The organism is Chitinophaga sp. 30R24, from assembly GCF_049056765.1.
Classification (GTDB): Bacteria; Bacteroidota; Bacteroidia; order Chitinophagales; family Chitinophagaceae; genus Chitinophaga.
This window is the reverse complement of the sequence record NZ_JBJGXX010000003.1, coordinates 25476-52153: the sequence shown is the minus strand read 5'-3', so window position 1 is coordinate 52153 and position 26678 is coordinate 25476. Positions and strand designations below refer to the sequence as shown.

General features: G+C 46.7%; 24 protein-coding genes. 7 read left to right on the top strand and 17 right to left on the bottom strand.

Annotated features, from left to right (window positions below; translation table 11 throughout):
• Both ACDQ55_RS10510 and ACDQ55_RS10505 read right to left on the bottom strand, forming a co-directional pair.
• The gene (locus ACDQ55_RS10510; RefSeq protein WP_420981342.1) at positions 1–1056 is read right to left on the bottom strand and encodes a DUF4421 domain-containing protein; all 1056 of its coding nucleotides are present in this window, start codon (positions 1054–1056) and stop codon (positions 1–3) included.
• A 49-nt stretch (positions 1057–1105) separates the two neighbouring features.
• Positions 1106–1594 carry a metallophosphoesterase family protein gene (locus ACDQ55_RS10505; protein WP_420981341.1) on the bottom strand — a complete coding sequence of 163 codons (489 nt, stop codon included), beginning with the start codon at positions 1592–1594 and terminating at the stop codon, positions 1106–1108.
• A gap of 44 nt (positions 1595–1638) precedes the next feature.
• Between ACDQ55_RS10505 and ACDQ55_RS10500 the strand changes: the two genes are divergently transcribed.
• The gene (locus ACDQ55_RS10500) at positions 1639–2595 is read left to right on the top strand and encodes a CHAD domain-containing protein (RefSeq protein ID WP_420981340.1); all 957 of its coding nucleotides are present in this window, start codon (positions 1639–1641) and stop codon (positions 2593–2595) included.
• A gap of 9 nt (positions 2596–2604) precedes the next feature.
• Here the strand turns inward: ACDQ55_RS10500 and hutG are convergent, their stop codons facing one another.
• The 6 genes from hutG to ACDQ55_RS10470 all read right to left on the bottom strand — a co-directional run bounded on the left by hutG (position 2605) and on the right by ACDQ55_RS10470 (position 9176).
• Positions 2605–3615 carry a formimidoylglutamase gene (gene hutG, locus ACDQ55_RS10495; RefSeq protein WP_420981339.1) on the bottom strand — a complete coding sequence of 337 codons (1011 nt, stop codon included), beginning with the start codon at positions 3613–3615 and terminating at the stop codon, positions 2605–2607.
• Between the two features lie 11 nt (positions 3616–3626).
• Positions 3627–4853 (bottom strand): imidazolonepropionase, encoded by a 1227-nt coding sequence (hutI, locus tag ACDQ55_RS10490; RefSeq protein WP_420981338.1) that lies wholly within the window; start codon positions 4851–4853, stop codon positions 3627–3629.
• A gap of 46 nt (positions 4854–4899) precedes the next feature.
• Entirely contained in the window at positions 4900–6573 is a 1674-nt protein-coding gene (gene hutU, locus ACDQ55_RS10485) for a urocanate hydratase (RefSeq protein WP_420981337.1), read from the bottom strand.
• The gene (hutH, locus tag ACDQ55_RS10480; RefSeq protein WP_420981336.1) at positions 6551–8119 is read right to left on the bottom strand and encodes a histidine ammonia-lyase; all 1569 of its coding nucleotides are present in this window, start codon (positions 8117–8119) and stop codon (positions 6551–6553) included. Before hutH ends, hutU begins: the two co-directional genes overlap by 23 nt.
• Positions 8120–8166: 47 nt before the next feature.
• Positions 8167–8646 (bottom strand): MarR family winged helix-turn-helix transcriptional regulator, encoded by a 480-nt coding sequence (locus tag ACDQ55_RS10475; RefSeq protein WP_420981335.1) that lies wholly within the window; start codon positions 8644–8646, stop codon positions 8167–8169.
• A gap of 128 nt (positions 8647–8774) precedes the next feature.
• Positions 8775–9176 carry an SET domain-containing protein gene (locus ACDQ55_RS10470; protein WP_420981334.1) on the bottom strand — a complete coding sequence of 134 codons (402 nt, stop codon included), beginning with the start codon at positions 9174–9176 and terminating at the stop codon, positions 8775–8777.
• Between the two features lie 126 nt (positions 9177–9302).
• On the opposite strand from ACDQ55_RS10470, the gene ACDQ55_RS10465 reads away from it, so the two are divergent.
• Positions 9303–10178 carry a bestrophin family protein gene (locus tag ACDQ55_RS10465; protein ID WP_420981333.1) on the top strand — a complete coding sequence of 292 codons (876 nt, stop codon included), beginning with the start codon at positions 9303–9305 and terminating at the stop codon, positions 10176–10178.
• A 57-nt stretch (positions 10179–10235) separates the two neighbouring features.
• Positions 10236–11612 (top strand): magnesium transporter, encoded by a 1377-nt coding sequence (mgtE, locus tag ACDQ55_RS10460; RefSeq protein WP_420981332.1) that lies wholly within the window; start codon positions 10236–10238, stop codon positions 11610–11612.
• Between the two features lie 75 nt (positions 11613–11687).
• Here the strand turns inward: mgtE and ACDQ55_RS10455 are convergent, their stop codons facing one another.
• Entirely contained in the window at positions 11688–12218 is a 531-nt protein-coding gene (locus tag ACDQ55_RS10455; RefSeq protein WP_420981331.1) for a histidine phosphatase family protein, read from the bottom strand.
• Positions 12219–12319: 101 nt separating this feature from the next.
• Between ACDQ55_RS10455 and ACDQ55_RS10450 the strand changes: the two genes are divergently transcribed.
• From ACDQ55_RS10450 to ACDQ55_RS10435, 4 genes are all read left to right on the top strand, one after another.
• A complete protein-coding gene (locus ACDQ55_RS10450) occupies positions 12320–14692 on the top strand; it encodes a prolyl oligopeptidase family serine peptidase (RefSeq protein WP_420981330.1) in 2373 nt (790 codons plus the stop codon).
• A 293-nt stretch (positions 14693–14985) separates the two neighbouring features.
• Entirely contained in the window at positions 14986–16821 is a 1836-nt protein-coding gene (gene glmS, locus ACDQ55_RS10445) for a glutamine--fructose-6-phosphate transaminase (isomerizing) (protein ID WP_420981329.1), read from the top strand.
• Between the two features lie 94 nt (positions 16822–16915).
• A complete protein-coding gene (locus ACDQ55_RS10440) occupies positions 16916–19117 on the top strand; it encodes a DUF4954 family protein (RefSeq protein WP_420981328.1) in 2202 nt (733 codons plus the stop codon).
• Complete coding sequence (locus tag ACDQ55_RS10435; protein WP_420981327.1) at positions 19105–19674, top strand: DNA-3-methyladenine glycosylase I; 570 nt, start codon at positions 19105–19107, stop codon at positions 19672–19674. The genes ACDQ55_RS10440 and ACDQ55_RS10435 overlap by 13 nt, the downstream gene beginning before the upstream one ends.
• A 47-nt stretch (positions 19675–19721) precedes the next feature.
• Here ACDQ55_RS10435 and ACDQ55_RS10430 read toward each other — a convergent pair whose 3' ends face one another.
• From ACDQ55_RS10430 to ACDQ55_RS10395, 8 genes are read right to left on the bottom strand one after another with little or no spacing between them, the layout of a single operon-like run.
• Positions 19722–20768 (bottom strand): cytochrome-c peroxidase, encoded by a 1047-nt coding sequence (locus ACDQ55_RS10430; RefSeq protein ID WP_420981326.1) that lies wholly within the window; start codon positions 20766–20768, stop codon positions 19722–19724.
• A gap of 25 nt (positions 20769–20793) precedes the next feature.
• On the bottom strand, positions 20794–21576 hold the full coding sequence (locus ACDQ55_RS10425) for an MbnP family protein (protein ID WP_420981325.1): 783 nt from the start codon (positions 21574–21576) through the stop codon (positions 20794–20796).
• Between the two features lie 58 nt (positions 21577–21634).
• Positions 21635–22945 carry an L-fucose:H+ symporter permease gene (gene fucP / locus ACDQ55_RS10420; RefSeq protein ID WP_420981324.1) on the bottom strand — a complete coding sequence of 437 codons (1311 nt, stop codon included), beginning with the start codon at positions 22943–22945 and terminating at the stop codon, positions 21635–21637.
• A gap of 46 nt (positions 22946–22991) precedes the next feature.
• Positions 22992–23774 carry an SDR family oxidoreductase gene (locus ACDQ55_RS10415; RefSeq protein WP_420981323.1) on the bottom strand — a complete coding sequence of 261 codons (783 nt, stop codon included), beginning with the start codon at positions 23772–23774 and terminating at the stop codon, positions 22992–22994.
• A 19-nt stretch (positions 23775–23793) separates the two neighbouring features.
• Positions 23794–24624 (bottom strand): amidohydrolase family protein, encoded by an 831-nt coding sequence (locus tag ACDQ55_RS10410; protein ID WP_420981322.1) that lies wholly within the window; start codon positions 24622–24624, stop codon positions 23794–23796.
• Positions 24625–24673: 49 nt separating this feature from the next.
• Positions 24674–25003 carry an L-rhamnose mutarotase gene (locus tag ACDQ55_RS10405; protein ID WP_420981321.1) on the bottom strand — a complete coding sequence of 110 codons (330 nt, stop codon included), beginning with the start codon at positions 25001–25003 and terminating at the stop codon, positions 24674–24676.
• A 5-nt stretch (positions 25004–25008) separates the two neighbouring features.
• On the bottom strand, positions 25009–25860 hold the full coding sequence (locus ACDQ55_RS10400) for a fumarylacetoacetate hydrolase family protein (RefSeq protein ID WP_420981320.1): 852 nt from the start codon (positions 25858–25860) through the stop codon (positions 25009–25011).
• 22 nt (positions 25861–25882) lie between these two features.
• Positions 25883–26629, bottom strand: a complete 747-nt coding sequence (locus ACDQ55_RS10395; protein ID WP_420981319.1) for a hypothetical protein — start codon at positions 26627–26629, stop codon at positions 25883–25885.
• Positions 26630–26678: the final 49 nt, after the last annotated feature.

The window sequence follows — 26678 nt, the reverse complement described above, 5'->3', positions numbered from 1 at the left end:
TTAGCTTTGCTTTACTTTCCAAAGCGGCTTTTTAAGGGTAAAGCGGCGCACCAGGCTTACACGGAAATTACCGGCGCCAAACGTCTGGTAAGTATGTGGTATGGCCATACCGCTACGCGTGGCCATGCCTACATAATGTATACCGGCAAAATAACGGTACGAGTTATACCCTACAGAAGCCCGTATGGTATTGCTAAACTGCAGCCCTACTTTACGGGTAATATCACCATCTTCCAGGAAAAGGCTGGTAACGTTGCCGCCTAAACCGGCAGAGAGCGAAAGCGACACAAAGAAATGCTGCATCAACACAAAAGTATAGGCATAGCCTATATTGGCTGCCAGCGAATAAATGCCTGTCTGATAGTAGTGTATGTCGTGCAGGAACATCGTATCCAACATATTGGAAGGTACCAGGGAAGAATCTCCCTTTATCTTTCCTAAAAATACCTCTCCTCCTACAATAAAAGAGCCTGCACTTTTTTTCTGGTATTCGTTCTGCAGATTAGGCGCCCGGTAAGAAAAACGTTTATCGTTGAGGATATACTGCACATTGAGGCCAATGTTCGAATTACGTATATCTGGCCTTTGTGGGTAGGGGTGCTTTACGGTATAGGCCTTCCCAAATACTTCTTCCGGGTTGGCAATGTAATAACCTTTGTAATATTGTCCATAGAAATCCAGTACAATTTTACGCAGATAGATGTGCGACTGTAGATCCAGGTAGTTGGTTTTGCCGTACTTATCGTTCTGACGGTTCACAAAAGGAAAGTTAAAACCGAGGTTGATACCTATAAAGCGGTAATTAGCGCCAAATCCAATATTGAAAGGCGTATTAGGCCGGTACAGAATGTCCGTTTTCTGCTTCCGGTCACTGATATCATACTTGGTGAATTTACGGGAACCATACAGGCGGAACGTAATATCTTCGGTATGATCATGTATGTAATTGGTATCATTTTCTGTTTTCAACCACTTAAAAAAGCGTTGCTGCGCATGCGCGCTAGTAGTACAAATACTCCCTATTATCAATAGCCATACTAAAATCCGTTGGTTCATAAGTTGGAGGTACCTTTTTGTTTGCCCGAAAAGGCGCGGGTATGAGTGATCAGGGAAGTTCGATTACTTCCAGTTGCTGAATATTACCGGCATCGAGTTGAAAGCGGAGCAGCGTTTTCACTTTGTGCCATCCTTGTTGTCCGCAGGCGCCAGGATTCATATGCAACAAATGCAATGCCGGGTCGGGCATTACCTTTAATATATGAGAATGGCCGCAGATAAACAGTTTGGGCGGTTGTTGCTTCAGCTGTTCCCGGATGCCAGGGGCATATTTCCCAGGATAACCGCCAATATGCGTCATCATTACCGCTACGCCTTCCAATGTAAAACGTAATATTTCGGGATAACGTATACGGATATCTGCTCCATCGATATTTCCATATACAGCCCGGAAAGGTTTAAATGCCTCTAATTTATCGGCCAGTTCCACCTGTCCGATATCGCCGGCATGCCAGATCTCATCTACTTCTTCAAAATATCTGAAAACCTGCGGATGCAGATAGCTGTGCGTGTCCGACATCAATCCAATCTTTTTCAAGGGCTAATTATATTAATTTTTATTTTGTTCAAGACCGTCCTGGCATGATAGCAGGCGTATCCCAATTCCTATATCAACTGGGTGCAAATATACTGGATGCAAGTCAACACAGGACCGATCCAACCAGGCTGTTTGCAGCGAATTTTGCGTTATCTTTAGTAATGATGTTACAAACGGCATTATACCAATTCCTTCGTAAGGAATGCGACGCCATTATCACGGCGTATGCAACGCTGCAAAAAAACGCCAGCGATCCGGAGGCCATACATGCCATACGGGTAAGCGTAAAAAAATTACGGGCATTTTTTTCGCTGGTTGGCCAACTACCCGGCTACTCGTTTGGGGCCGGTAAGCACCTCCACACGGTGCGGCTCATACAAACCATTGGGGGCGCCGCCAGGGATACACACCTCCAGGAAAAGTACCTGCGCAGTTATGAAAAAGAAATAAAGTGGCACTTTGCATTTGCCCACCTGCTGTTGCAAAACAGGCAAGCTGCCGCCCTCGAAATGATGACCGCCACCATAAAACACGTTTCCCTTAAAAAGCTGGATACCCTCCCGGAAAAATTTAAAGTAGCTATGGCAGGGATGGGCAAAAAAATGCTCTCTCCAACTATACTTACCAGGTATCTGGAACACCAATACGGGCAGATAACCGTGCCGTCTAGCAGGGCGCATCATACGGTATGGCATGGCCTCCGGAAAAAAATAAAGACATTATACTATCAGCTCACCATCGTAGAACAACTACTTCCCCCCTCACTCACCGATAATAATTTGCCGGAGCGCATCAAAATGGCAGGAGAGTTATTGGGTAAATGGCATGATACCAGTGAATTATTATTGTTTGTGAAATCAACTATCTCCCACCTTAAAAAGGAAAAGCTCCTGCTACCGGATAGCGCACAGGAGCTGGTGCAAATATTACAACTCCATGTAAAAGAATACCTGGCCCTGTGCAGTATGGAAGTGAAACATTTGCAGCCAAGTGCCAGCTAGTTGCCCATTCTAAAAACTGCTCTCAGCGCCACTATACTCCATTACTACTTCAAAAATAAGGGCGGCAGCCAGTTTTGCGGTACGGTGATCAATATCCAGTGAAGGATTAAGTTCGGCAATATCGGTTCCCGCTACTTTACCGCTTTGTAAGATACTACGGTAGCTTTGAAGGAACAGTCCTCCCGGCAGGATACCGTTATATGCAGTAGCGCTAACACCCGGTGCAAAAGGGGCGGCAAAAACATCCAGGCAGGTGGTCAGGTATACTTTATCTACCTGGCTGACGAAGTGCTGGATCGCAGCGAAGAGCGTGTCCTTATCCTGCAGGTGGAAAGCATCTGCACTCACATAGGTAGCCTCTTCCTCACCAGCTATATTAAACAGTTGACGGGTATTACCATTTTTCTGGATACCAAGCGCCAGGTATTGAAAAGGCTCACCGGTGCAACGGCAGTCCTGAGCCAGTTGCCAAAAACCGGTACCGGAGCTGGGGCCTTCTTCCGATAGAATACGTATATCGAAGTGTGCATCGAAATTAATAAACCCTACCCGCTGTTTGCCGGCATAGAAGCTGCGGATACCACTGGCATGACCATACGTTATTTCATGGCCACCTCCCAGCAGTAAGGGAAGATAACCGGCCGTCAGGATGGTTTTCACCACCTGGCTTAACACCTGTTGCGCATTTTCCAGCTCTCCATCCACACACAGGATATCACCGGCATCCACCAGGATCGTTTGTGCGTTAAAGTGAACCGGGAAATTAGCCATGGCCTTGCGGAGCGCAGCGGGGCCTTCCACTGCACCGGTTCTGCCTTTGTTACGCCGTACGCCCTCATCACAGGCAAAGCCCAGCAATGCAATACCTTTCTGATCTGGCTGCAGAGCCGGCAAAGTAGCCTGTAGAAGATTGGTTACCTGAACTACCTGGTGCCAGCGCAACAGGTCGGAATCTACGCCATCTATACGGCCAGTCCACCAATTGGGGGCCGTTGGCTGATAATTATCCTTCGTTATCATAAGTTACAAAGCTATACCAAGACGCCCTTTTTCCAAACCATTACCGGTTTCATTTTTCCCTGGTAATATAATATATCGCGGTAATCGCCGGTAGGATAGGCCTGCAGGTCGGCCGCAAATCCGGCGGCCAGCTGCCCGGCATCTTTTAGCTGCAAGGCTGGCGCAGCCCTGAATGTTAATGCTGCCAGTGTTTCGGCAGCAGACAATTTTTCTGCTGCGCTCATCACTGCCGCCTGTACGAGCAGATCCCCCATAGGCGCTGATCCTGGATTCCAATCGCTGGCAATAGCCACACAGGCGCCGGCGTTCAACAATTTACGCGCCGGCGCATAGGGCATTCCCAGTCCCAGGGAAGCGCCGGGTAACACCACAGCTACGGTAGAGCCGTTGGCCAGCAACATGATCTCTTTATCGCTACTGGCTTCCAGATGATCGGCAGATAATGCTCCTGCGGCCACTGCTACGGCAGCTCCGCCTGCGCTGAACTGATCTGCATGTACGGTAGCTGCAAAACCCAATTGGCGGGCCTGTTGCAGGAAATGTGCCGCTTCTTCCGGCCCAAAGGCCGTTTCTTCAATAAAAATATCCACCCGGTTGCTCAGTTGTTCCTGTTGTACTACCGGCAATAGTGCTGTTACTACCCACTGCAAATAATCTGCTGCAGTACCATTATAATCGCGGGGTTTCATATGGGCCGCCAAACAGGTGGATACCAGGGTAGCGGCGGTATGCATACCTGCCTGCTGAATGGCGCGCAGCATTTTTAACTCATCTTCCAGGTTTAACCCATAGCCACTTTTTACTTCAATAGTAGTTACCCCTTCTTTTAAATGCCGGTTAGCCCGGGCCACCGTATTTTCTGTAAGGGTAACGGCATCGGCTATCCGTGTTTTGGTAACGGAATCCCATATACCGCCGCCAGCCCGGGCTATTTCCAGGTAACTTTTACCTGCTATGCGCATGGCATAGTCGCGGTTGCGGGTGCCATCGTAGCAGATATGTGTATGACAGTCAATAAACCCCGGCAGCAACACCAGGGGCGTATCTATAAAGTCGGTATCTGCATCAGGATATTGTTGCAAGAGGGAAGCATAATCTGCCACGGCAACAATTTCCCCGTTTTCTATAACAATACCGCCTTTCTCAATAACAGTCAACTGCTCATCCTGCAAGGTACCTTTCAGGGATAAGCCAGACATGGGCAGTATCTGGGCAAAAGGCCCAATGAGTGTTTGCATATATCTTTTGTTTTCGGGGACCGCTATAAATGGCCCCCGTTCCGGATCAATAGATATTGATATCAAATTTCTTTCCCCATTCCTGCGCTTTTTCATAGCCAGCATCCGCATGACGGAAAATGCCCAGGGCCGGATCGTTGAATAACACGCGGCGTAAGCATGCTGCAGCGCGGTCGGTGCCATCTGCCAATACTACCATACCAGCATGTTGTGAATAACCCATTCCTACGCCACCGCCATGGTGAAAAGACACCCAGGTAGCGCCGCCGCCGGTATTAGCCATCAGATTCAATAAAGGCCAATCGCTCACCGCATCGGAGCCATCTTTCATCGCCTCTGTTTCCCGGTTAGGGGAAGCTACGGAACCACAGTCCAGGTGATCACGGCCAATTACAATCGGCGCTTTTACCTTTCCGGTACGCACCAGCTCATTAAATATTAAACCGGCCTTTTCCCTTTCACCTAGTCCCAGCCAGCAAATACGCGCAGGCAATCCCTGGAAGGCTATTTTCTCACGGGCCTGGCGCAACCAGTTGATCAGATGGGTGTTTTCCGGAAAAGCCGCTATCAACGCTTCGTCGGTAGTATAAATATCTTCCGGATCTCCGGAAAGGGCTACCCAACGGAAAGGCCCTTTCCCCTCGCAGAAGAGTGGACGTATATACGCAGGCGTAAAACCGGGGAAATTAAAGGCATGCTGTTCCCCACCCTGACGGGCAAATTCACGCAGGTTGTTGCCATAGTCGAAGGTTACGGCGCCCCGCTCCTGTAGTTGCAACATAAAGCCTACGTGACGGGCCATACTTTTCAGGGAGCGATCCCGGTAAGCGTCAGGATCGACTTTACGTAACTCCAGAGCAGCTTCCAGCGTCAAGCCATTGGGCACATACCCGTTTAGCGGATCATGAGCGGAAGTTTGATCGGTGAGGATATCTGGGATAACATTGTCTTTCAACATCTTTTCCAACATATCGCCGGCATCACTCACTAATCCGATAGACAATGCCTCACCTTTGGCCTGTGCCTCTTTTGCCCAGGCTAGGGCTTCTTCGTAGGAATAAGTCATCCGGTCTATATAGCGGGTATCCAGTCTTTTCTGAATACGGGTAGGGTCAATGTCTGCACCAATAAACACCGCACCGGCCATAGTAGCAGCGAGTGGCTGAGCGCCACCCATACCGCCAATACCCGCGGTAACCAGCAGTTTACCGCTAAGGTTTCCATTAAAATGCTGGCGGCCACATTCCATAAAGGTTTCATAGGTACCTTGAAGGATACCTTGAGTACCGATATAAATCCAGCTGCCGGCGGTCATCTGTCCGTACATCATCAATCCTTTTGCACGTAGTTCATTAAAGTGCTCCCAGGTAGCCCATTTAGGCACCAGGTTGCTGTTGGCCAGCATCACGCGGGGCGCCTGGGGATGGGTACGCACAATGCCCACTGGTTTACCGGATTGCACCAGCAAAGAATGGTTTTCATCCAGTTCCAGCAGCAGCTCAATAATTTTCTGCAAGGCTTCACGGTTACGGGCAGCTTGCCCAATGCCACCATATACCACCAATTCATCTGGGTTCTCTGCTACAGCAGCATCGAGATTATTCAGCAACATACGCAGAGGGGCTTCTGTTTGCCAGGATTGGGCATGCAGTGTAGCGCCGCGGGGTGCTGTATAATGCGGGTGGGCAGCGTAAGTTTTAATAAAGTCCGAACTGGTCATTGTATAATCCGTTTAAGTTAAGTTGATATTGGTCGGCAGCGGCATTGGCTACCTGTACGAGTGATTGGTCCTGGATGATCTGATGGAGGGCGGCGATGTCGTTGGCAAAGATACGATCTTTGTCGGCGAAGGTCACTTTCTCCCGGGTGTATTGGTGCACGGCTTCGAGTACCGGCCCGGATTTAAGCGGACGACGGAAATCTACTGCCTGTGCGGCATACAGCAGTTCTATTGCCAGGATATATTCTACATTGCTGATCACCTGGTTGAGCTTACGTCCACTGATAGAACCCATAGACACATGGTCTTCCTGGCCCAGGGAAGTTGGCACGCTGTCGGCGCTGGCTGGAAAACAAAGGGTTTTGTTTTCTGTTACCAGGGCGGCAGTAGTATATTGAGGGATCATGAAACCGGAATTAAGACCGGCATTCTGAATCAGTAATTTAGGCAGGCCATATCTGCCTTCGATCATCATATAACAACGCCTGTCGGAGATATTACCCAATTCGGCGGCGGCGATGGTAGCATAGTCCAGGGGCAGCGCCATCGGCTGACCATGGAAGTTCCCCCCGCTGATTGTATCGGTGGCGCTGAAAATAATAGGATTATCGGTAACAGCATTAAGTTCTATCGTAGTAAGCTCCAGCAGGTGCAGCCAGGCAGTGCGGGAAGCGCCGTGCACCTGTGGCATGCAACGCAGGGAATAAGGATCTTGCACCCGGCCACAGTCTACATGCGATGACATGATCTCTGAGTGGTCCAGCAATGTTTTAAGGCGGTGTGCCACCAGCTGGTTGCCTGCAAATGGCCGGATAGCATGTAAACGGGGATCAAAAGGCTTGGCAGTACCCATCAGTCCTTCGAGCGACAATGCGCCTACAATATCGGCTGCTTCCAGCACATTGTACAGCCGTTGCACGGCTTTCACAGCAAAAGAAAGAATAAATTGGGTACCATTGATCAGGGCTAATCCTTCTTTCGGGCCAAGTACCACAGGCTCAATCCCTTCCTGTTGCATCATGCTGGCAGTAGCTACTTGTTCACCTTTGTACCATACCTTCCCTAATCCGATCAGTGGCAGGAACAAATGCGCCAAGGGCGCCAGATCGCCGGAAGCGCCAACAGAGCCTTTTTCAGGCACCAGCGGGGTTACCTGGTGATCAATGTGCCAGATAATCCTTTCGAGGGTAGAAAGGGCTACGCCGGAATATCCCTGCGCCAGCGCATGTACCTTGGTGATCAACATAAGACGGGCAATTTCTTCCGGGATGTTCTCCCCTACGCCCACACTATGGCTTTGCAAAATATTGTATTGCAGGGTGCGGGTATCTTCTTCAGAAATTTTGGTATCACAGAGCGGTCCGAAACCGGTATTAATGCCATATACCGTAGTATGATGCGCCACAATAGTTTGTACGTACCCGGAACTGGTTTGTACGCGGGTGATCACTTCCGGCACCAGCACACCTTTCACCCGGCCAGCCGCAATATTGATGGCGGTGGTTACAGTGAGCTGGTCTATGCCATATTTAAAAATTATACTCATGATCAGTTGATTTTTTGCGGATATATATGATTTGTTCTTGGTGTATGCTAAAGTTGTTGTTTGATTCTTGCAGATAGAGGCTGTTGCTGCACCGACTGTTCAATCTGGGCAATGGCCGTTAGCACCTGTTGACTCTGTTTGTTTTCCATTACCAGGTGGTCCATGGCATTGGTGATTGCCTGCCAGATGGGTTGTACCTGTTGCAGCAATTCTTCTCCTTTAGGAGAGAATGCTACCAGTTGACGTCGGCCATCTTCCTGGCAAGGAGTGGTTTTCAGTAATCCTTTCTTTTTGAGATTAGTCACCATCTGGCTCACTGCCGAGTGGGAAATTTCCAGCTGATCGGCAATATCGATCATCGGCATGGGCTGTTGCGCAGATAACAAATAAAATACCGGGAACCAACTGGCGTCAAAAGCAATGCCTTGTTGCTCGTACACTTTATTCACTTCCATGAGGAAGTATTCACTTAGCCGGCGTAAGCGGCTGCCAAATACGAGATAACCTAGTGATGGGTAGAATGACACGGTACAAATAACTGTTTGATGATCAATTTATATAAGCGCTTATATATTAATTATATAAGTACTTATACAATAATACAAAAGAAATACGAATTATAACACCAGTGTGGTCTTATAATTCGTATTACTGATTACTTCTGGCTCTGTCTCTTTTTTATATCAAACCAAAGCGGTGAGGTATCGGTTACTTCGCCATTGTAGTTAATGAGGAGCTCTTCTCCTTTTTTGATATCCCGGCGGGTAATAATGCTCATGGTTTCCAGCTCAAAATCCATTTCATACTCGCAATTCGGGTCGTAATCGTGGTTATAGATAGAGCAGTAGCCAAGCGCTACGCAGGAACGGGTTTCTTTTGCGCCCCAGAGAAAGATATAATTATGGAGTTTTGTTTGGTCCACAATTTCAGTATCGTCGAAAGAGAGAACGAGTACGGGGGAAGTTTCTATCCTGGTACCGGCCGGGATTTTCTCTTTGGTAAAGACTCCCCTGCCTCTGCCTTTAGACTTATCAATGTACAAGTATGGCTTTATCATAGCGCAATTTCAAAATAAAAGAAGACGTAAAATAAAGTTAAAGCAAGAAGTTATCAAAATCATGTTTAAAAAATTTAGGTTTGCGGCCCGAAAAATATTTTTTTTGCCGTTCAATTATCTATATACATGATCAATTACAACCCAAAAGAATGGTTTACGTTTATTTTCCGTATACACAAAGCTGATACGGTGCGGAAGCTGTTCCCTATGTTTATTGCACTTTCCATCTACGCCGGCATTGTGGCCTGGCTGGAACTGGAAGTATGGAAGCTACCCGTTAACAGTGAGATCAAAAACATCTCCTTGATGCACGGGCTTTTGGGTTTTGTGATCTCCCTGTTACTCGTGTTCCGCACCAATACCGCCTACGACCGCTGGTGGGAAGGCCGCAGGCAATGGGGTACATTAGTGAATAGCAGCCGCAACCTAGCCATTAAGCTTCAGGCCATGTTACCGCACAACGAGGCTGCCTTGCAATTTTTCAAAGTGATGATCCCTAATTATGCTTTTGGCCTAAAAAACCATTTACGCAACACTTATCAGCACGAAGAAATGGAAGTGATACCTGGAATAACCCAGGCACCAATAGACATTAGCAAGCATGTACCGAACCAACTGGCGCAACAATTGATGAGCAAAACCATGGAATTGCACCGGGAAGGGCAACTGAGCGGCGACCAGTTGATTGTATTGAACAACGAACTACAGTCGTTTACAGAAGTATGCGGCGCCTGCGAGCGGATTAAAAATACCCCGATCCCCTTTTCCTACAGTGTGTTTATTAAGAAATTTGTATTTTTTTATGTGATGAGCATGCCCTTTGGTTATGTGTTCAGTTTGGGCTATCTGATCATCCCCATGGTTGTCTTTATATTTTTTGTATTGGCTAGCCTGGAGCTCATCGCAGAGGAAATTGAAGATCCATTTGGCAGAGATGCCAATGATCTGCCACTGGACGGCATTTGCAGCAATATCCGTCTGCATGTATCAGAATTATTATAACGACTGTCCCGGCAGCGTGCTATTTTAACTTAATTTCGCAGATAGAGGCAATTGTACATGGAAAATGAAGCATTACTGGAAAAATTCCAGACACTGGCAGAGGAAAAGAATTACCGCGAACTGTCAGTCTATCTGGACGACCAGTTGATAACGGATATCGCCGAACTGATTCACGAAGTCCCCGAAGATGCCGGTGTAATCATTAATAATCTGTCGATCAGCAGAGCGGCAGCGGCTTTTCGTATTCTGGATTTTCCCGTGCAGGAAGATGTGATCAGAAGTTTATCGCCTGCGAAAATAGCAGAGCTACTGAACGAGCTACCTGCCGACGACCGTACGGCCTTCCTGGAAGAACTTCCCAGCGAAGCCGTAAAAGAGCTGATTAAGCTCCTGGACCCCGAAGAACGGAGGATCACCCTCTCCCTTCTCGGCTACAAGGAAAACAGCGTAGGTCGTATCATGACCCCTGATTATATTGCCGTCAGGGAACAATGGACCGTAAAAGAAGTATTGGATTATATCCGGGAACACGGTAAAGACAGTGAAACGATCGATGTAATATATGTTATCGATGAAAAAGGATACCTGCTGGATGATTTCCGTATCCGGGAATTCCTGCTGGTATCTCCAGATACCGTGGTGCATACCCTGATGGACGACCGCTTTGTATCACTGCATGCCAACGACGACCAGGAAGAAGCCATACAGGTATTCCGGATGGAAAACCGAGTGGCATTGCCAGTAGTAGACGACCAGGGCATCCTGCTCGGTATCGTTACCATCGACGATATGTTATGGATTGCCAATGAAGAACATACAGAAGATATCCAAAAAATAGGTGGTACCGAAGCCCTGGACGAACCCTATCTCGACATGCCCCTGCTGAAACTGGTGCAAAAACGTGTAGGTTGGCTGGTGGTATTATTTATTGGAGAAATGCTGACTGCTACTGCAATGGGGGTTTTTGAAGATGAAATTGCCAAAGCCGTAGTGCTCGCCCTTTTTGTACCCCTCATTATTTCCAGTGGTGGTAACAGTGGTTCACAGGCATCTACCCTTATTATTCAGGCCATGGCATTGGGAGAGATCACCGTGGGCGATTGGTGGCGTGTAATGCGCAGGGAAATCATTTCCGGACTTTTACTGGGTGGTGTATTAGGCGCTATAGGTTTTATACGTATCCTGCTCTGGAATACCCTCTTCCATACTTATGGCGACCATACCGTACTAATTGGCGCTACCGTAGGTATTTCACTCATCGGCGTTGTGCTCTGGGGTACCCTCTCCGGCTCTATGCTACCTCTCCTGTTGAAAAGATGCGGAGCAGACCCCGCTACCTCCTCTGCTCCCTTTGTAGCTACGCTGGTAGATGTTACCGGTTTGCTGATATACTTTACCGTAGCATATACCCTCATGAAGGGCATATTGCTATGATGACAGCTACTAGTTAATAATGACGGAGATGGAATTTTTTTAAACAAATTCCATCTCCGTCATTATTGCTAAATGCTAATAACAAACTTCAGTAACAGTTGTTCCTCCCGTATATTTCCTTACTATCAGTAACTGATCTGCTTCAAATCCGCTATTAGCAGGCAATTGCCCTTTCAAGCTGCGCAAAATAGGCAGGATAGTATGGGTGTGGGCTACCACCAGGATATGTTTCCCCCAGTCTTCATGCCGGGTTACCTGGTAAATAAAAGATTCCCCGGTAGTATCTATATGATAGAAACAGGTATCAAGATGTAAGCGGATACGCAAGCTATCGGCCGTGGCAATGGTTTGCCGGTCTGGAGTAATATAAATCTTATTGATACCCGAATCTTTCAATAACCGGTACAAGGCGCCCACCCTTTGCCGGCCCTCGGCAGTAAGCAAAGTATCTGCTCCAGGCAGGCTTTCTGCATGCCGCACAATATAAAAGGTGCCTGTAAGAAAAGTAGTATCATCCGATACGGGTACCGGTTCCCGTACAACCGGAGGCTTAGGCTTGCAGGCCACCACACAAAACAGGAACAATAATATTGATAATATACGCATGATACAGATTAAAGACAGGCATTTCGATACGCCTGTCCAAAAGTTACGGCGATTTATGATTAAACCATTACATTTATTCCCCAACAAAATAATGAACCGCTATGAGAAAATGGGTAATCCCCGCCATTATTTTTTTATCTGCCCATCGCCTCCACGCACAGCAGGTAACGCCACTTACTGTAGAAAAAATTATGCGTGATCCCAAGTGGATAGGCACTTCCCCGGATAATATATTCTGGGGGGAAGACAACAGGACCGTATATTTCAGCTGGAACCCAGATCAACAACTGAGCGATTCCCTCTACTATGCCGACATTAAAAACACTTCTCCCCGCAAAACAGCACCAGAGGAAAGAGCGCTGATTACCGCCAAAGCCAACGGCGCTTATAACCGCAACCGGAGCTTGCTCACCTACAGCTACCAGGGGGATATTTATTTGCTGCAAGTAAAAACCGGGAAAACCACCCGCATTACCAATACCACTACTGCCGCACAGCACCCTGTATTCAGCTTCGGAGAGCAACAAGTGGTATTCCAGCAAAACCGCGACCTCTACGCCTGGGATAAAACCTCAGGCCTGATCAGCCAACTCACCAATTTCGAAGCAGGCAGCAAGCCAACAGAAAAAAATGAAGCGCAAAGCGGCAACGCGGAAGAAAAATATCTCCGCACCCAACAACTGGAGCTGATGGATGTTCTGAAGGACAAAAAAAACAGGAAGGATGCCGCGGCAGCCTTTAATAAAGCACATACGCCTAAAATGCTCCGCAAATTATACCTGCAGGATAAAAAACTGTCCAATGTGCAAATCAGCCCGGACGGGCGTTTTATTACCTATACCCTGTTTACCGCGCCGGCAGATGCCCATCATACCATTGTACCGGAATTTGTTACAGCCTCCGGGTATACCACCGATATCCCTTCCCGGGAAAAAGTGGGAGCGCCGGAAGGAACCTTTGCCAGCTTTGTATACGATCGGATACAAGACACCGTGTTGCCTATTAAAACAACTGACCTACCAGGCATTAAGGACCAGCCCGATTACGTAAAAGACTATACGAAAAAAGATACGCCGGCAGTAAGGCAAGTTATTGTTAACGGTCCCTATTGGTCGGACGAAGGTACGCATGCCATCGTAGATGTACGTTCACAAGATAACAAAGACCGGTGGATCATGTTGCTAGATCCGGCTACTGGCACCCTGAAGCTCGTGAACCACCAGCGCGACGAAGCCTGGATCTCCGGTCCGGGTATAGGCTGGAGCATGGGCGGCAGCAATATTGGTTGGGTAAACGAAAACACCTGCTGGTTCCAGTCGGAAGCCAGCGGTTATTCGCATCTTTACACGGCCAATATAAACAATGGACAGGTGACACCTCTCACCAGCGGCAATTATGAAGTGCAGGAAGCGCAATTATCTCCCGATAAAAAATATTTTTACCTTACCACCAATGAAATACATCCGGGAGAAAAACAGTTTTACCGCTTAAATATACTGGGGGGTAAAGCTGAAAGGATCACTACCCTGGCAGGTGCTAACGAAGTAAGCTTATCGCCCGATGGCAATTGGATCGCTTTCCGTTATTCCTACTCCAACAAACCCTGGGAACTGTACCTCCAACCTTGTACGCCTGACACTAAAGCGGTACAGGTAACAAACCTGGCACAATCCAACGAATTCAAATCCTACCAGTGGCGCGATCCGCAGGTGATTACGTTTATGGCACGCGACCAGCAGCCCGTGTACGCCCGTTTGTACACACCCGATCCGGCAAAAAACAATGGTGCAGCCGTTATCTTTGTACATGGCGCCGGTTACCTGCAAAATGCACATAAATGGTGGAGTTCTTATTTCCGCGAATATATGTTCCATAACCTGCTCACCGACAAAGGTTTTACCGTATTGGATATGGATTACCGAGGCAGTGCGGGCTATGGCCGCAACTGGCGCACCGGCATTTACCGTTACATGGGCGGGAAAGACCTCGACGATGAAGTAGACGGTGCAAAATATCTGGCAGAAAAATTGCAGGTGGACGCGCAACGTATCGGTATCTATGGCGGAAGCTATGGTGGCTTTATGACTTTAATGGGGATGTTTACCAAACCAGGCGTATTTGCGGCCGGTGCGGCTTTACGTGCTGTAACAGACTGGGCGCACTATAACCATGGTTATACCAGCAACATCTTAAATGAGCCGTTTACAGACAGTATTGCTTATCACCGTTCCTCTCCCATCTACTATGCCGATGGCCTGAAAGGTAAGTTGCTGATGTGCCATGGAATGGTAGATACCAATGTACATTTCCAGGATATTGTTCGTTTAACACAACGTTTAATAGAACTGGGAAAAAATAACTGGGAATTAGCAGTATATCCGGTAGAAGATCACGGATTTACTACCCCCAGTAGCTGGACAGATGAATATAAAAGAATACTTTTGTTGTTCGAAAGCACGCTTTTAAAACGATAAGAGATTTTAATATTTTTTATTTAGCCAGCTTCGCCAGAAGGATAACATGTGAAGTAGAGAAGCAGTGAAATAAAAGACAAAAGGGAATACGGTGAACGATGTAGTGAATGTTAAGTTATCTTAATACTTCACTAAAATCTTTTCCGTATTCCCTTTTCATTTTACTTTAGGACTATTGTAGAATGCAACACTGACCATATCTTTTACTTAAACAATATTCACATTTCCTGATGTGATTTTAACAATTAATGCGATATTGCAATGATAAACCTTAGCACAAATCCAAAAACCTTATGTGTGGAATAGTAGCTTATATCGGGCAGAGAGAAGCCTACCCGGTAGTATTAAAAGGCCTTAAACGACTGGAATACCGTGGATATGACAGCGCCGGCGTAGCAATTATCAATGGCGGGCTGCATGTATACAAAAGGAAAGACAAAGTAGCAGCGCTGGAAGAATTCGTAGCCGGCAAAGATATGCGCAGCCACGTTGCCATTGGGCATACCCGCTGGGCCACCCACGGAGAGCCTAGCGACCGTAATGCGCATCCTCACTTATCCCAGGATGGGAAACTGGCTATGATCCATAATGGCATCATTGAAAACTATGTGCAGCTGAAACAGGAACTGATCAAACAAGGCCATGTTTTTCAAAGCGACACCGATACGGAAGTATTACTTCATTTCATTGAGGAGATAAAGAAACAAAATAACTGTTCCTTGGAAGAAGCATTGCGTATTGCCCTGAAAAGAGTGGTAGGCGCTTATGTGATTGTACTAATAGATGAAGATAACCCGGATACCCTGATCGCAGCCCGCAAAGGCAGCCCTCTTGTAATTGGCGTAGGCAAGGGAGAACATTTCCTGGCATCTGATGCGTCCCCAATCGTTGAGTATACTAAAGAAGTAGTATATGTAAATGACTATGAAATAGCCATCATTAAGGCCGATGAGCTAATCCTCAAAAATATTTCCAACGAAAGGCAAACGCCTTACATACAAAAACTCGACATAGAACTGGCCGCCATTGAAAAAGGAGGCTATAACCACTTCATGTTGAAAGAAATATTTGAGCAACCGCAAACCATCTTCGACAGTTTACGTGGCCGTTTGGATGCTAAAAAAGGTACACTCACCATGGGTGGCATGCGCGAATATGCAGAAGTATTGAGCAATGCCAAACGCATTATTATTGTGGCCTGTGGTACCTCCTGGCATGCAGGACTCATAGCGGAGTATATGATCGAAGAATTATGCCGTATTCCGGTGGAAGTGGAATATGCCTCTGAGTTCCGTTACCGCAACCCGGTAGTTGGAGAAGGAGATGTGATCATCGCCGTATCCCAGTCTGGAGAAACTGCTGATACCCTCGTAGCCATAGAAAGCGCCAAAGAAAAAGGCGCCATTATACTTGGCGTATGTAATGTAGTAGGCTCTTCTATTGCCCGCTTATCGCATGCCGGCGCATATACCCATGCCGGTCCGGAAATTGGCGTAGCCAGCACCAAAGCTTTCACTGCCCAGTTGGCGGTGCTTTGCCTGGTAGGCCTGAAACTGGCAGCAGATAAGGGCACCATCTCCCAGCAACGTTTCCAACACCTGCTGGACGAACTGGACCAGATCCCGGAAAAAGTGGCTACCGCACTGAAACTGGATGACCAGATCACACAAATAGCCGGTAAATACAAAGATGCCCGCGACTTTCTCTACCTCGGCCGCGGATATAATTTCCCCGTAGCCTTGGAAGGCGCCCTGAAACTGAAAGAGATCTCATATATACACGCAGAAGGATACCCTGCCGCTGAAATGAAGCATGGGCCCATTGCGCTGGTAGACGAACATCTCCCGGTAGTGATCGTTGCCACCAAAGACAGTTACTACGAAAAAGTAGTATCCAATATCCAGGAAATCAAAGCCCGTAAAGGTAAAGTAATCGCCATAGTAACTGAAGGCGATACCACCATTCCTCCGATGGCGGATGATGTTATTTTTGTGCCTGCCGCTGATGAAATGGTAGCACCTATTATTTCTGTTATTCCTTTACAATTACTCGCTTACCATATAGGTGTATTAAAAGGCCTGGATGTAGATAAACCCAGGAACCTCGCAAAATCCGTGACCGTAGAATAGTAGCTTTCAGCGCTGGCTTTTGGCTGCTAATCACTTAAATAATTCATTAGCTGCCAAAAGCTATCGGTTGTTAGCTCCGTTAAATGAGCATTCCATGAATAAGATCCAAAAAAAGCCCCTGTCCGAACTGGGCTATAACTTTATTGAAACCACGTTACCAAAAGGCAAAGATGAATACTATCTCCGCAATGAACAATGGAGCCGGCAGGATCAGTATCGCCGGCTCACAGCCTATGAAATAGAAGCGTTGGTACGCAATGATAACACTTCTGATGACTGGAATATTATTTTTGTCTCTAACGAATTTAACCCGCAACTGGTACAACACTGCCATTTCTTTGGTATGGTACGTATCGGCAAACTGGAACCCTACTACCTGGAATTCCATAACTTGCGGATGCCGGTAGGCCTTTACAACAGTACTATCTGCGCTTGCGATTTTGGGGATAATGTGGTTGTACACAATGTGAATTATCTTTCCCACTATATACTCGGTAACGAAGTGATTGTGGCCAACGTAAATGAAATGGCGACTACCGACTATGCCAAATTCGGTAATGGCGTCCTGAAAGAAGGCGAAAATGAAAACAGCCGCATCTGGATGGAACTTTGTAACGAAAATGGCGGCAGAAGCGTAATGCCTTTTGACGGCATGCTGCCCGGAGATGCTTACCTCTGGACCCGCTACCGGGATGATGACCAATTGCAACAACAATTCAAAACTTTTACAGAAAAACAGTTCGATAAAAAACGCGGCTACTATGGCATGGTAGGCGACCGTACTGTAATCAAAAACTGTAAAATGATAAAGGATGTTACCATTGGTACCGATGCTTACCTGAAAGGCGCCAATAAACTAAAAAACCTCACCATCAACAGCAACAGCGAAGCTTCCTCCCAGATCGGGGAAGGCTGCGAACTGGTAAACGGAGTGATCGGTTACGGTTGCCGTGTATTCTATGGCGTAAAAGCAGTACGCTTCGTGATGGCCTCCCATTCACAGCTGAAATATGGCGCCCGGTTAATTAACTCGTACCTGGGTAACAATGCAACCATCTCCTGCTGTGAAGTGCTGAACTCCCTCATCTTCCCGGCGCATGAACAACACCATAATAACTCCTTCCTTTGCGCAGCGCTCATTATGGGGCAAAGCAATATGGCAGCCGGAGCTACCATTGGTTCTAACCACAACTCCCGCGGGGCTGATGGCGAAATGATCGCCGGCAGAGGATTCTGGCCAGGCCTCTGCGTAAGCCTGAAACATAATTCCAGCTTCGCTACTTTCACCCTGATCTCCAAAGGCAACTACATGTCTGAACTGAATATACCCATTCCGTTCAGCCTCGTGGTAAATGATGAACACGACAACCGCCTGAAAATAATGCCAGGCTACTGGTTCCTGTATAACATGTATGCCATTGCCCGGAATTCCTGGAAATATGTAGACCGCGATAAACGCACAGAGAAAGTGCAACACATCGAATACGATTACCTGGCGCCCGACTCCATCGAAGAAATGTTCCAGGCACTAACTATTATGGAAACGGCTACCGGAAAAGCCTGGTACGCCCTGCCTGATAATACACCTAAAAAAGAACTAACGGATAAGGATATACGTAAAAAAGGGAAAGAGCTGCTGAAAAATAATCCGGAAGAAGTAGCAAAGCTCACCATCCTGGTAAATGGCTTTGAAAACAGCTCCCGCGAAGTACAACTCCTGAAAGTACATAAAGCATATCCGCTATTCCAGGAGATGATAGTATTTTATGGCATTAAAAATATACTGGCAGCTGCCAAGCCTTCTTTCCTGGCCCTGCAAGCTGCTGTAAAAACTGCCAAACGCGGCGACTGGCTTAACATTGGGGGACAACTGATGAAAGCCGAAACGGTAGCCAATCTCAAAACGAAGATCAAAAAGAATAAAATCAGCGGATGGCCGCAACTACACGCTGCTTATGAAGAAATAGGCAACGAATATGCAACAGACAAACTTCAGCATGCCGTAGCTTCTCTACTCGAAATCAAAGAAATAACACTCAAAAACTTTACGCCCGAATTGCTGGCACAATGGCTACAAGAATCTATCGTGACCTTGGAATGGATCACGGCACAGATAAAACGCTCCCGTGAAAAGGATTATAAAAATCCGTTCCGCCTCCAAACATATGAAAGTGAAAAAGAAATGAATGCCGTAATAGGTAAACTGGAAGACAATAGCTTTATTCATCAAACAGCTACCGATCTGGAAACGTATATTGCACAGGTAAACCAAACGATCACAGAATGGGAACTGTAGAAAAGGTAAGGTGCGCTTGGAGCAACAAAGACAAGCTGTACCAAGATTATCACGACAATGAATGGGGCACGCCTAACCACGACGATCAACATCTCTTTGAAATGTTGTGTCTGGAAGGCGCACAAGCGGGATTAAGCTGGTATACAGTACTCACCAAACGGGAAAATTACCGCAAGGCTTTTGATAACTGGAACGCCAAAAAGATTGCTCAATACAGTGAAGAGAAAGTAGCGCAACTGATGCAAAACCCAGGCATTATCCGCAACCGACTCAAAATAAATGCAACGATCACCAATGCCAAAGCATTTCTGGCCGTGCAAAAAGAGTTTGGCAGCTTTGACCGGTATATCTGGTCTTTCGTACAGCACCAACCTATTATCAACCATTATAAAGATATGGGGCAAGTACCTGCTAAAACACCTATATCAGATGCCATGAGTAAAGACCTGCTGAAACGTGGGTTTAAATTTGTGGGTTCAACTATCTGTTACGCCTATATGCAGGCGGTAGGTATGGTAGATGATCATATGCCCGGTTGCTGGAAAAAACAGGCCTGACCTTTCTTTGTATTCCTGCCCCGCATACACTGCGGGGCAGGAATATATCAATTGATCAATATCTCGCTCAATGTGGTATCTTTCAGAAAAGTAGGGTCTGTTAAGGTATTCAGAAAGAAATATAATTGCCGCTTTTCAGCAGCAGCCAAAGCAATCCCTCTCCCTATCAACGGATCTGTGGTAGGTGTTGTTACTACCCCATGATCATAAAAATCAAATACCTGGAATATATCAAAAAAACGCCCGTCGTGCATATAGGGTGAGCTCTTCAGCACATTCCTCAATGAAGGCACTTTAAAACGCAGGTTATCATCTGTATTACCGGTGATCTTCATCCGTCCCACATCATTCAGTGCGGGCAAATAAGGCAAACCATTGCTGCGGTAAGACAAATCGGTGAACAACGGTTCTTTATGGCAGGCGGCGCATTTCTCCCGGAAAATACTGTATCCTGCTTTTTCCTCCGGCGTAAAACTCACGCCAGGCACATGTTGCATTACACTGTCATATTTAGAACGGGCAGATACCATCGTAGCCATAAATTGGGCAAATGCTTTAAACATGCGTTCGCTGGTTACTTCTTCTGAGCCAAAAGCTGCTTTAAACCGCTCACGGTAAGCAGCATCCGACTGCATTTTCTGTAGCAGCGCTTTCAGGTCTGCCGCCATTTCGTTATGATCTGTAAGCGGGGTAAGCGGCTGTATGTCCAGGTTATTCACCCCCCCATCCCACATAAATGTTTTTTGCCAGATCATGTTAAACAGTACCGGTACCGAACGGCTGCCTTGTTGTCCGCCTACCCCATGCGCCAACGCATGATCGAAATGGCCAAACGCTGCGAACTGCTGGTGGCAGAATCCACAGGAAACGGTACTGTCTCTCGACAACCGGAAATCATAAAACATATACCGGCCCAGGGCCACCCCTTGTTTAGTCAGCGGATTACGGGAAAAATCATATACCGGCCTGGGGAAACCTGCCGGTAATTGTAGCACCAGGGGCTCCGGGCCACCTTGCTGCTGCTTACGGCCCGCCGCCTGTACCAACACCAGCAACAAACAGAAAACACCAGCGATATAGTAACCCTTACGCATATATGATAAATGAAAATATGATTGATCAATTATAGCTCTTACTGATGGTGAACATATGTTGATAATTGCCTGCTACTTTACGGGCATTGGCGCCAGGCGCCATAATAACGGCTATTTGCTTAAAGCTAACAGTATCGGGCAAAAACCATTTACTTACATCAGCAACCAGCTGTATCCGGGGCTCTTTTTCCGGGGCAACAGTTACCGGCTGGGAAAAAGGCAGGGTCACATATTTCAATACACCGTTAACCTGCCTATAGCCACCTATATGAAAGAGGAATTCCTGCGTGGGAGAGGTTATGGCAAACGAATGTCCTTCTAGTTGCGCCATAATGTAGCCACTGTTCCAGGTCCAGAACATGCCCGATTCCACGGCCAACGCGCCTGGCTGAGCCCCGCTTACATTACGGACACTGTCTACCCCTATCAAAAAACGGATGCTTTTATATTGCCCGGCCGGCAAACCAAATAAATGGATCACCTTGGAAGTATCGATAGCATCATCTACCAGGAAATATGCGGCAGGTAATGTAACCGTATAGCCTTGCACGTTTTCCAGTGAAAAATTACTGAGAAAATAACGGAAACGGGTAATCGTAAAATATTCTCCCGAAGGATTGGTATAAGTAACCTGGTTCCTGACCAGTGGTTGCGCCCCCACTACGTGCGTAATGGCGAGCTGCAGGGAAGAAGCAGGCGGTAACTGCATGGTGGCCGCCTGCCGGCTGGTGTTACCGGCAGCCCGCGCTAATAAGGTATTTACCAGCAGGAACCAGCAAGCATAGGAAATAAAAATCCGCAAAACCATGGTATCCTCTTTTATAGCAGGAAGTTACAATGATTTTGCGGATTAGGTAAGTGATAATTTAATGCGATGCTGCAGCATCCAGTTTATAACCTTTAGTACCAAACCATACTACTACCGCGAAACAAAACAGCGGCACGATATACGCCATCTGAATATTGGAAGCATCTGAAATCAATCCCATCAAAGGAGGACAGATAGCCCCACCAACAATAGACATTACCAACAGGGAAGATCCAAATTTTGTGTCTTTGCCCAGTCCGCGTAAACCCAGCGAAAATATAGTAGGGAACATAATAGACATAAAGAAAGGCACCATCAACACAGCACCTATGGCTATCGTACCTTTACAGAGCATGGCGGTAAGAATAAGTACCACATTGATCAAGCCATAGAGTGTTAGTAAAAGCTGCGGTTTAACTTTACTCATCAGAAAAGTACCAAAAAAACGGCCGGTCATAAAACCAAGGCCAGCTACCCAACCTAACAGATTTGCCGCCTCTTTCTCCGGAACGCCAGCAGAAAATTTAGCAAAACGGATAAAGAAAGCATTTACACCTACCTGTGCGCCAATATAAAAAAACTGGGTTACTATCGCCGCAATCAGGTGCTTGTGCCGGAAGATGCTGCCACTGCTTTTACTGGTGTCTATAGCTTCATCGGTAGTTTCCTGTACATCCGGCATTTTAGTAAAAACAAAAAGTACGGCTACCAGTAAAACAACCAACCCAATAACGAGATAAGGAATTTTTACTGTTCCAGCTTCCGTGCTAAGATATTGTTGTAATTGTACTGGCGACATAGCATCCAGCTGGGCTTTAGTAAGTTCTTTTCCGGAAAGAATAAATCTGGCCCCGATCACAGGCCCTAATACAGCACCTACCCCGTTAAAGGATTGGGCCAGATTAAGACGGGTAGTAGCTGTTTGGGGGCTGCCCAAAACCGTAACATAGGGATTGGCTGCCGTCTCTAAAAAGGTAAGCCCCGTTGCAATAACGAATAATGCACCCAGAAAAAAGACATACTCACGGCTATTAGCAGCAGGAATAAAAAGAAAAGCCCCCAGAGCATATAAGCATAATCCGAAAATAATACCCGTTTTATATCCAAACCGGCGCATCACCGCACCTGCGGGTAAGGCCATCAGGAAATAAGCAGCAAATACCGCCGAATCAATCAGTGAAGATTGCAAGTCTGTTAACTGACAAGCTTTTTTCAGATGTGGAATTAAAACAGGGCTCAGATTATGGATCAATGCCCATAAAAAAAACAAACTGGTTACTAAAATAAACGGGAACAGGTAACTGCTGTTTTTGGTTTCAGTGTTGGTACTACTGATATAGGTGGAATTACTTACTGCGCCTCCTGCCATAACGAAGAATTTAATTTTTCAGGTGAATATTTGTTGGCTCTATTCCTTAGCTGATGGATCTGTCGAGATGCGTGTAACCGCCATCTACATATAAAATCTGTCCGGTGGTATGGGAAGAACGAGGCGACAACAGGAACACCGTAGTATTGGCAATTTCCGCTGAAGTAGTCATTCTTTTTTCATAAGGGATGTTTGCAGTGATGGAGGCCAATTTCTCTTTAGGATCAGGCAATGAGTTGATCCATGTTTCGTACAGTGGCGTCCATACTTCTGCGGGGATAACGGTATTGATACGGATAGAATAAGGCAGCATTTCTACCGCCCATTCGCGTGTGAGCGCATTAATAGCGCCTTTGGCTGCAGCATAACCGCTGGTATTACCTTGCCCGGTGGTAGCTACTTTGGAACCAATGTTCACAATATTTCCTTTGGCAGCTTTCAGGTAGGGTAACGCAAAATGTGCCAGGTTGTAATAGTGGGATAAGTTATTCTGGAGCGACTGCATAAACCTTTCAGGGCTGCCATTTTCGAGGCCTACGCCGTCGTTGGCGCCTGCATTGTTTACCAGACCGTCTATTTTACCATATGCGGCTACGGTATCAGCAATCACTTTTTTACAGTCTTCCACTTTGCTTAGCTCTGCGGTAACAGGTAATGCTTTGCCGCCTGCGGCGATGATCTCGTTTACCGTTTTTTCGTTATCGGTGGCATTTCTGCCGGCTACTACTGCTATACCGCCTTCCGCTGCTATCAGTTTAGCAATGGCCTCCCCAATGCCTTTGGCGCCACCGGTAACGATGATCACTTTCTCCTGTAATCCTAAATCCATGGTTATGCTGTTGGTTTGTTTATAGATGATAAAATGAAAGGGCATTGCCTCCCATTATCTGATATTGTTCTGACGTTGATAACGTGCTGATGAAATCGCTGATAAGCTGCTTTACCTTCTGATATTCTGCTGCCAGCAAACATACCGGCCAATCTGAGCCAAAAAGTAAACGGTGTGGCCCAAAGGCTTCCAATGCCACTTCCAGGAAAGGTTTAAAATGAGCAGGCTCCCACTGTTGCCAGTTAGCCTCTGTTACAAGGCCGCTCAGCTTACAATACACATTAGGCGACCTCGCAATACGGCGTATATGTGTTGCCCATGGCTCCAGCCTGCCATTACGGATATCCGGTTTGCCCAGGTGGTCAATAACCAGGGGCTGGTGTGGAAAACGTTGTACAAATTCTTCTACGGCAGGTAACTGTTTCGGATATACGAGTATATCATAGGTGAAGTTATACTTCGATAAAGCCCTGATACCCCTGCAAAAATGTTCGCCTAAAATAAAGCGGTTGTCCGGCTCTCCCTGCACAATATGCCGGAAACCTTTCAACTTTGGATGCACAGCATATTGCGCCAACTGCGCTTCTATATCATCCGCCTGTAAGTTTACCCAACCTACCACACCTTTAATCAGCGTATCGTGTGCGGCAGCCAGCAACAATAAAAAGGCCGTTTCACCAGGCGACTGATCCGCCTGTACCGCCACACAGCCATGAACACCATTGCTTTCCAGCACCGGCGCCAGATGCTCCGGTAAAAAATCACGGCGGATTACCTCCATAGATTCATCTATCCAGGCATCCCTAACGGGATGATATTGCCAGAAGTGTTGATGTGCGTCGATAACCATATTATTGTTGGATGCGAAGCCAGCCTGACGGCCAGCTTCGCTTTAAAGCTTACAAAGTAAATATCTGGTCCATAATCACCCACTTCTCCCCTTCCTTTGCTACCGGTAATGCCTGCTGGTATTTCCACATCAACTGCTCCCAGGCCTGTACAGCGGGATTTACAGTATCCATAGCATTTTTCCGTTCAAAAGAAAAGGTATCCTCCACTTCCATCGTCATGAACAAACGATTGCCGGCGCGGTATATATCCATTGCTGTAATACCACTGTCAGTGATACTTTTTTTAATCTCGTCGGATACGTTACGGTGATAAGCTTCGTATTCGCTGATCAGTTGCGGATCATCTACCAGGTCCAATGCCAAACAGTATCTTTTCATAATACTTATTTATAGGCTACTGCAGTTTGTTTGGAAGTACCCAGGCCATCGATGCCCAGTTCTATCACGTCGCCCGGTTTGAGGTATACCTGCGGATTCATACCTAGTCCCACTCCTGCCGGCGTACCTGTTGAGATCACATCTCCTGGGAGCAACGTCATAAACTGGCTCAGGTAAGCCACTACAAAAGGTACATTAAAAATGAAGTTGGAAGTGTTACCATCCTGCATCGTTTTTCCATTAACGGTAAGCCATAAACGCAAGTTGTTCACATCGGCAATTTCATCTTTGGTAGCCAACCATGGGCCTAAAGGCGCAAATGTATCGCAGCTTTTCCCCTTTACCCATTGCCCTCCTCTTTCTATCTGGAAGGCTCTTTCGCTATAATCATTATGCAAACAGTACCCTGCTACATAATCCAGTGCGTCTTTTTCTTCTATATAGGAGGCTTTTTTACCGATCACAACTGCCAGCTCCACTTCCCAGTCTGTTTTCTCGCTATTGCGTGGAATAATCAGGTCGTCGTTGGGGCCTACCAGAGCGCTAGTACTTTTGAAAAATACGATCGGTTCTGCCGGAATAGCCGCATTGGTTTCCCTGGCATGGTCGGCGTAATTAAGACCAATGCAGATAATTTTAGAAGGACGCTGGATAGGCGACCCTAAACGGGTACCTGCAGGCACCTGTGGACAAGCGCCGGCATTGGCAGCAAACCATGTGGATAAACGCGACAATCCATCGGTTTCAAAAAAATGCTCGCCAAAGTCTTCTCCAAATGCGCTAACATCAAACATACCTGCTGCCGTTACAACACCTGGCTTCTCTTCTCCTGGTAAACCAAACCTGATCAGTTTCATCTCAATATTATTTTTATTAGTCTTACTTGATTTCTTTTAATGTTTTAACCTGCAAACGGCCGTTTTCTACCAACAGATCTATTACTGGTTCTGCTTTATCATCTTTTATAAAAGAGAAAAACACATGATCGTCTTGTCCTGTTGGCTGGATCACGGCTTTGCTACCGGCCGGAACAGGGATGGTCATCGTTTTTCTCGCCCCGCCATATTCTACATATAAGACCACATCATCCGGCTGACTATCCGGTTTGATTGTTACAATAAAATCTGCGATGATCTGTCCGGACTGGAAGTTCTTCTTATATTCCTGCAGCATGCCGTCATTAGCGGATACTTTACCCAATCCCATCGTGTTTTCCATGTATTGCCAGATACGCTCTGGCGGCGAAGCAGCCCATAATATTTTCAGGTCGTTACCGTTTACGGAGGCGTGGTAATAACGTGGCTGGTGGTTCGCTTTTAACACCCCGATATAGCAGCTGGTGGGCGCGTCCCACAATACTTTGTAGAGGTCTGCATCTGAAACTTCTTTCAACGTGGTTTGTTCAAACGTTTTTTCTTTTTTCAGCTCTTTCATCTGCACCTGGATAGTAATCCGTTGGGTATCTTTTTCTTTGCCGGCAATGGTTACAGACACGGTGCCTGCAGGCGTAGCAGGTGTTACTGTTGTAGCGGCATCTGCGGCATTACCATTAGCAGGTGATTTTCCTGAATTACAAGCAGATAATACGGCGATGGCAATGGCCAGCCCTATTCTAAAATGTTGCATGATATAAATAAAGAATTAATGAATGACCCGAAAGATACACGTAATCATG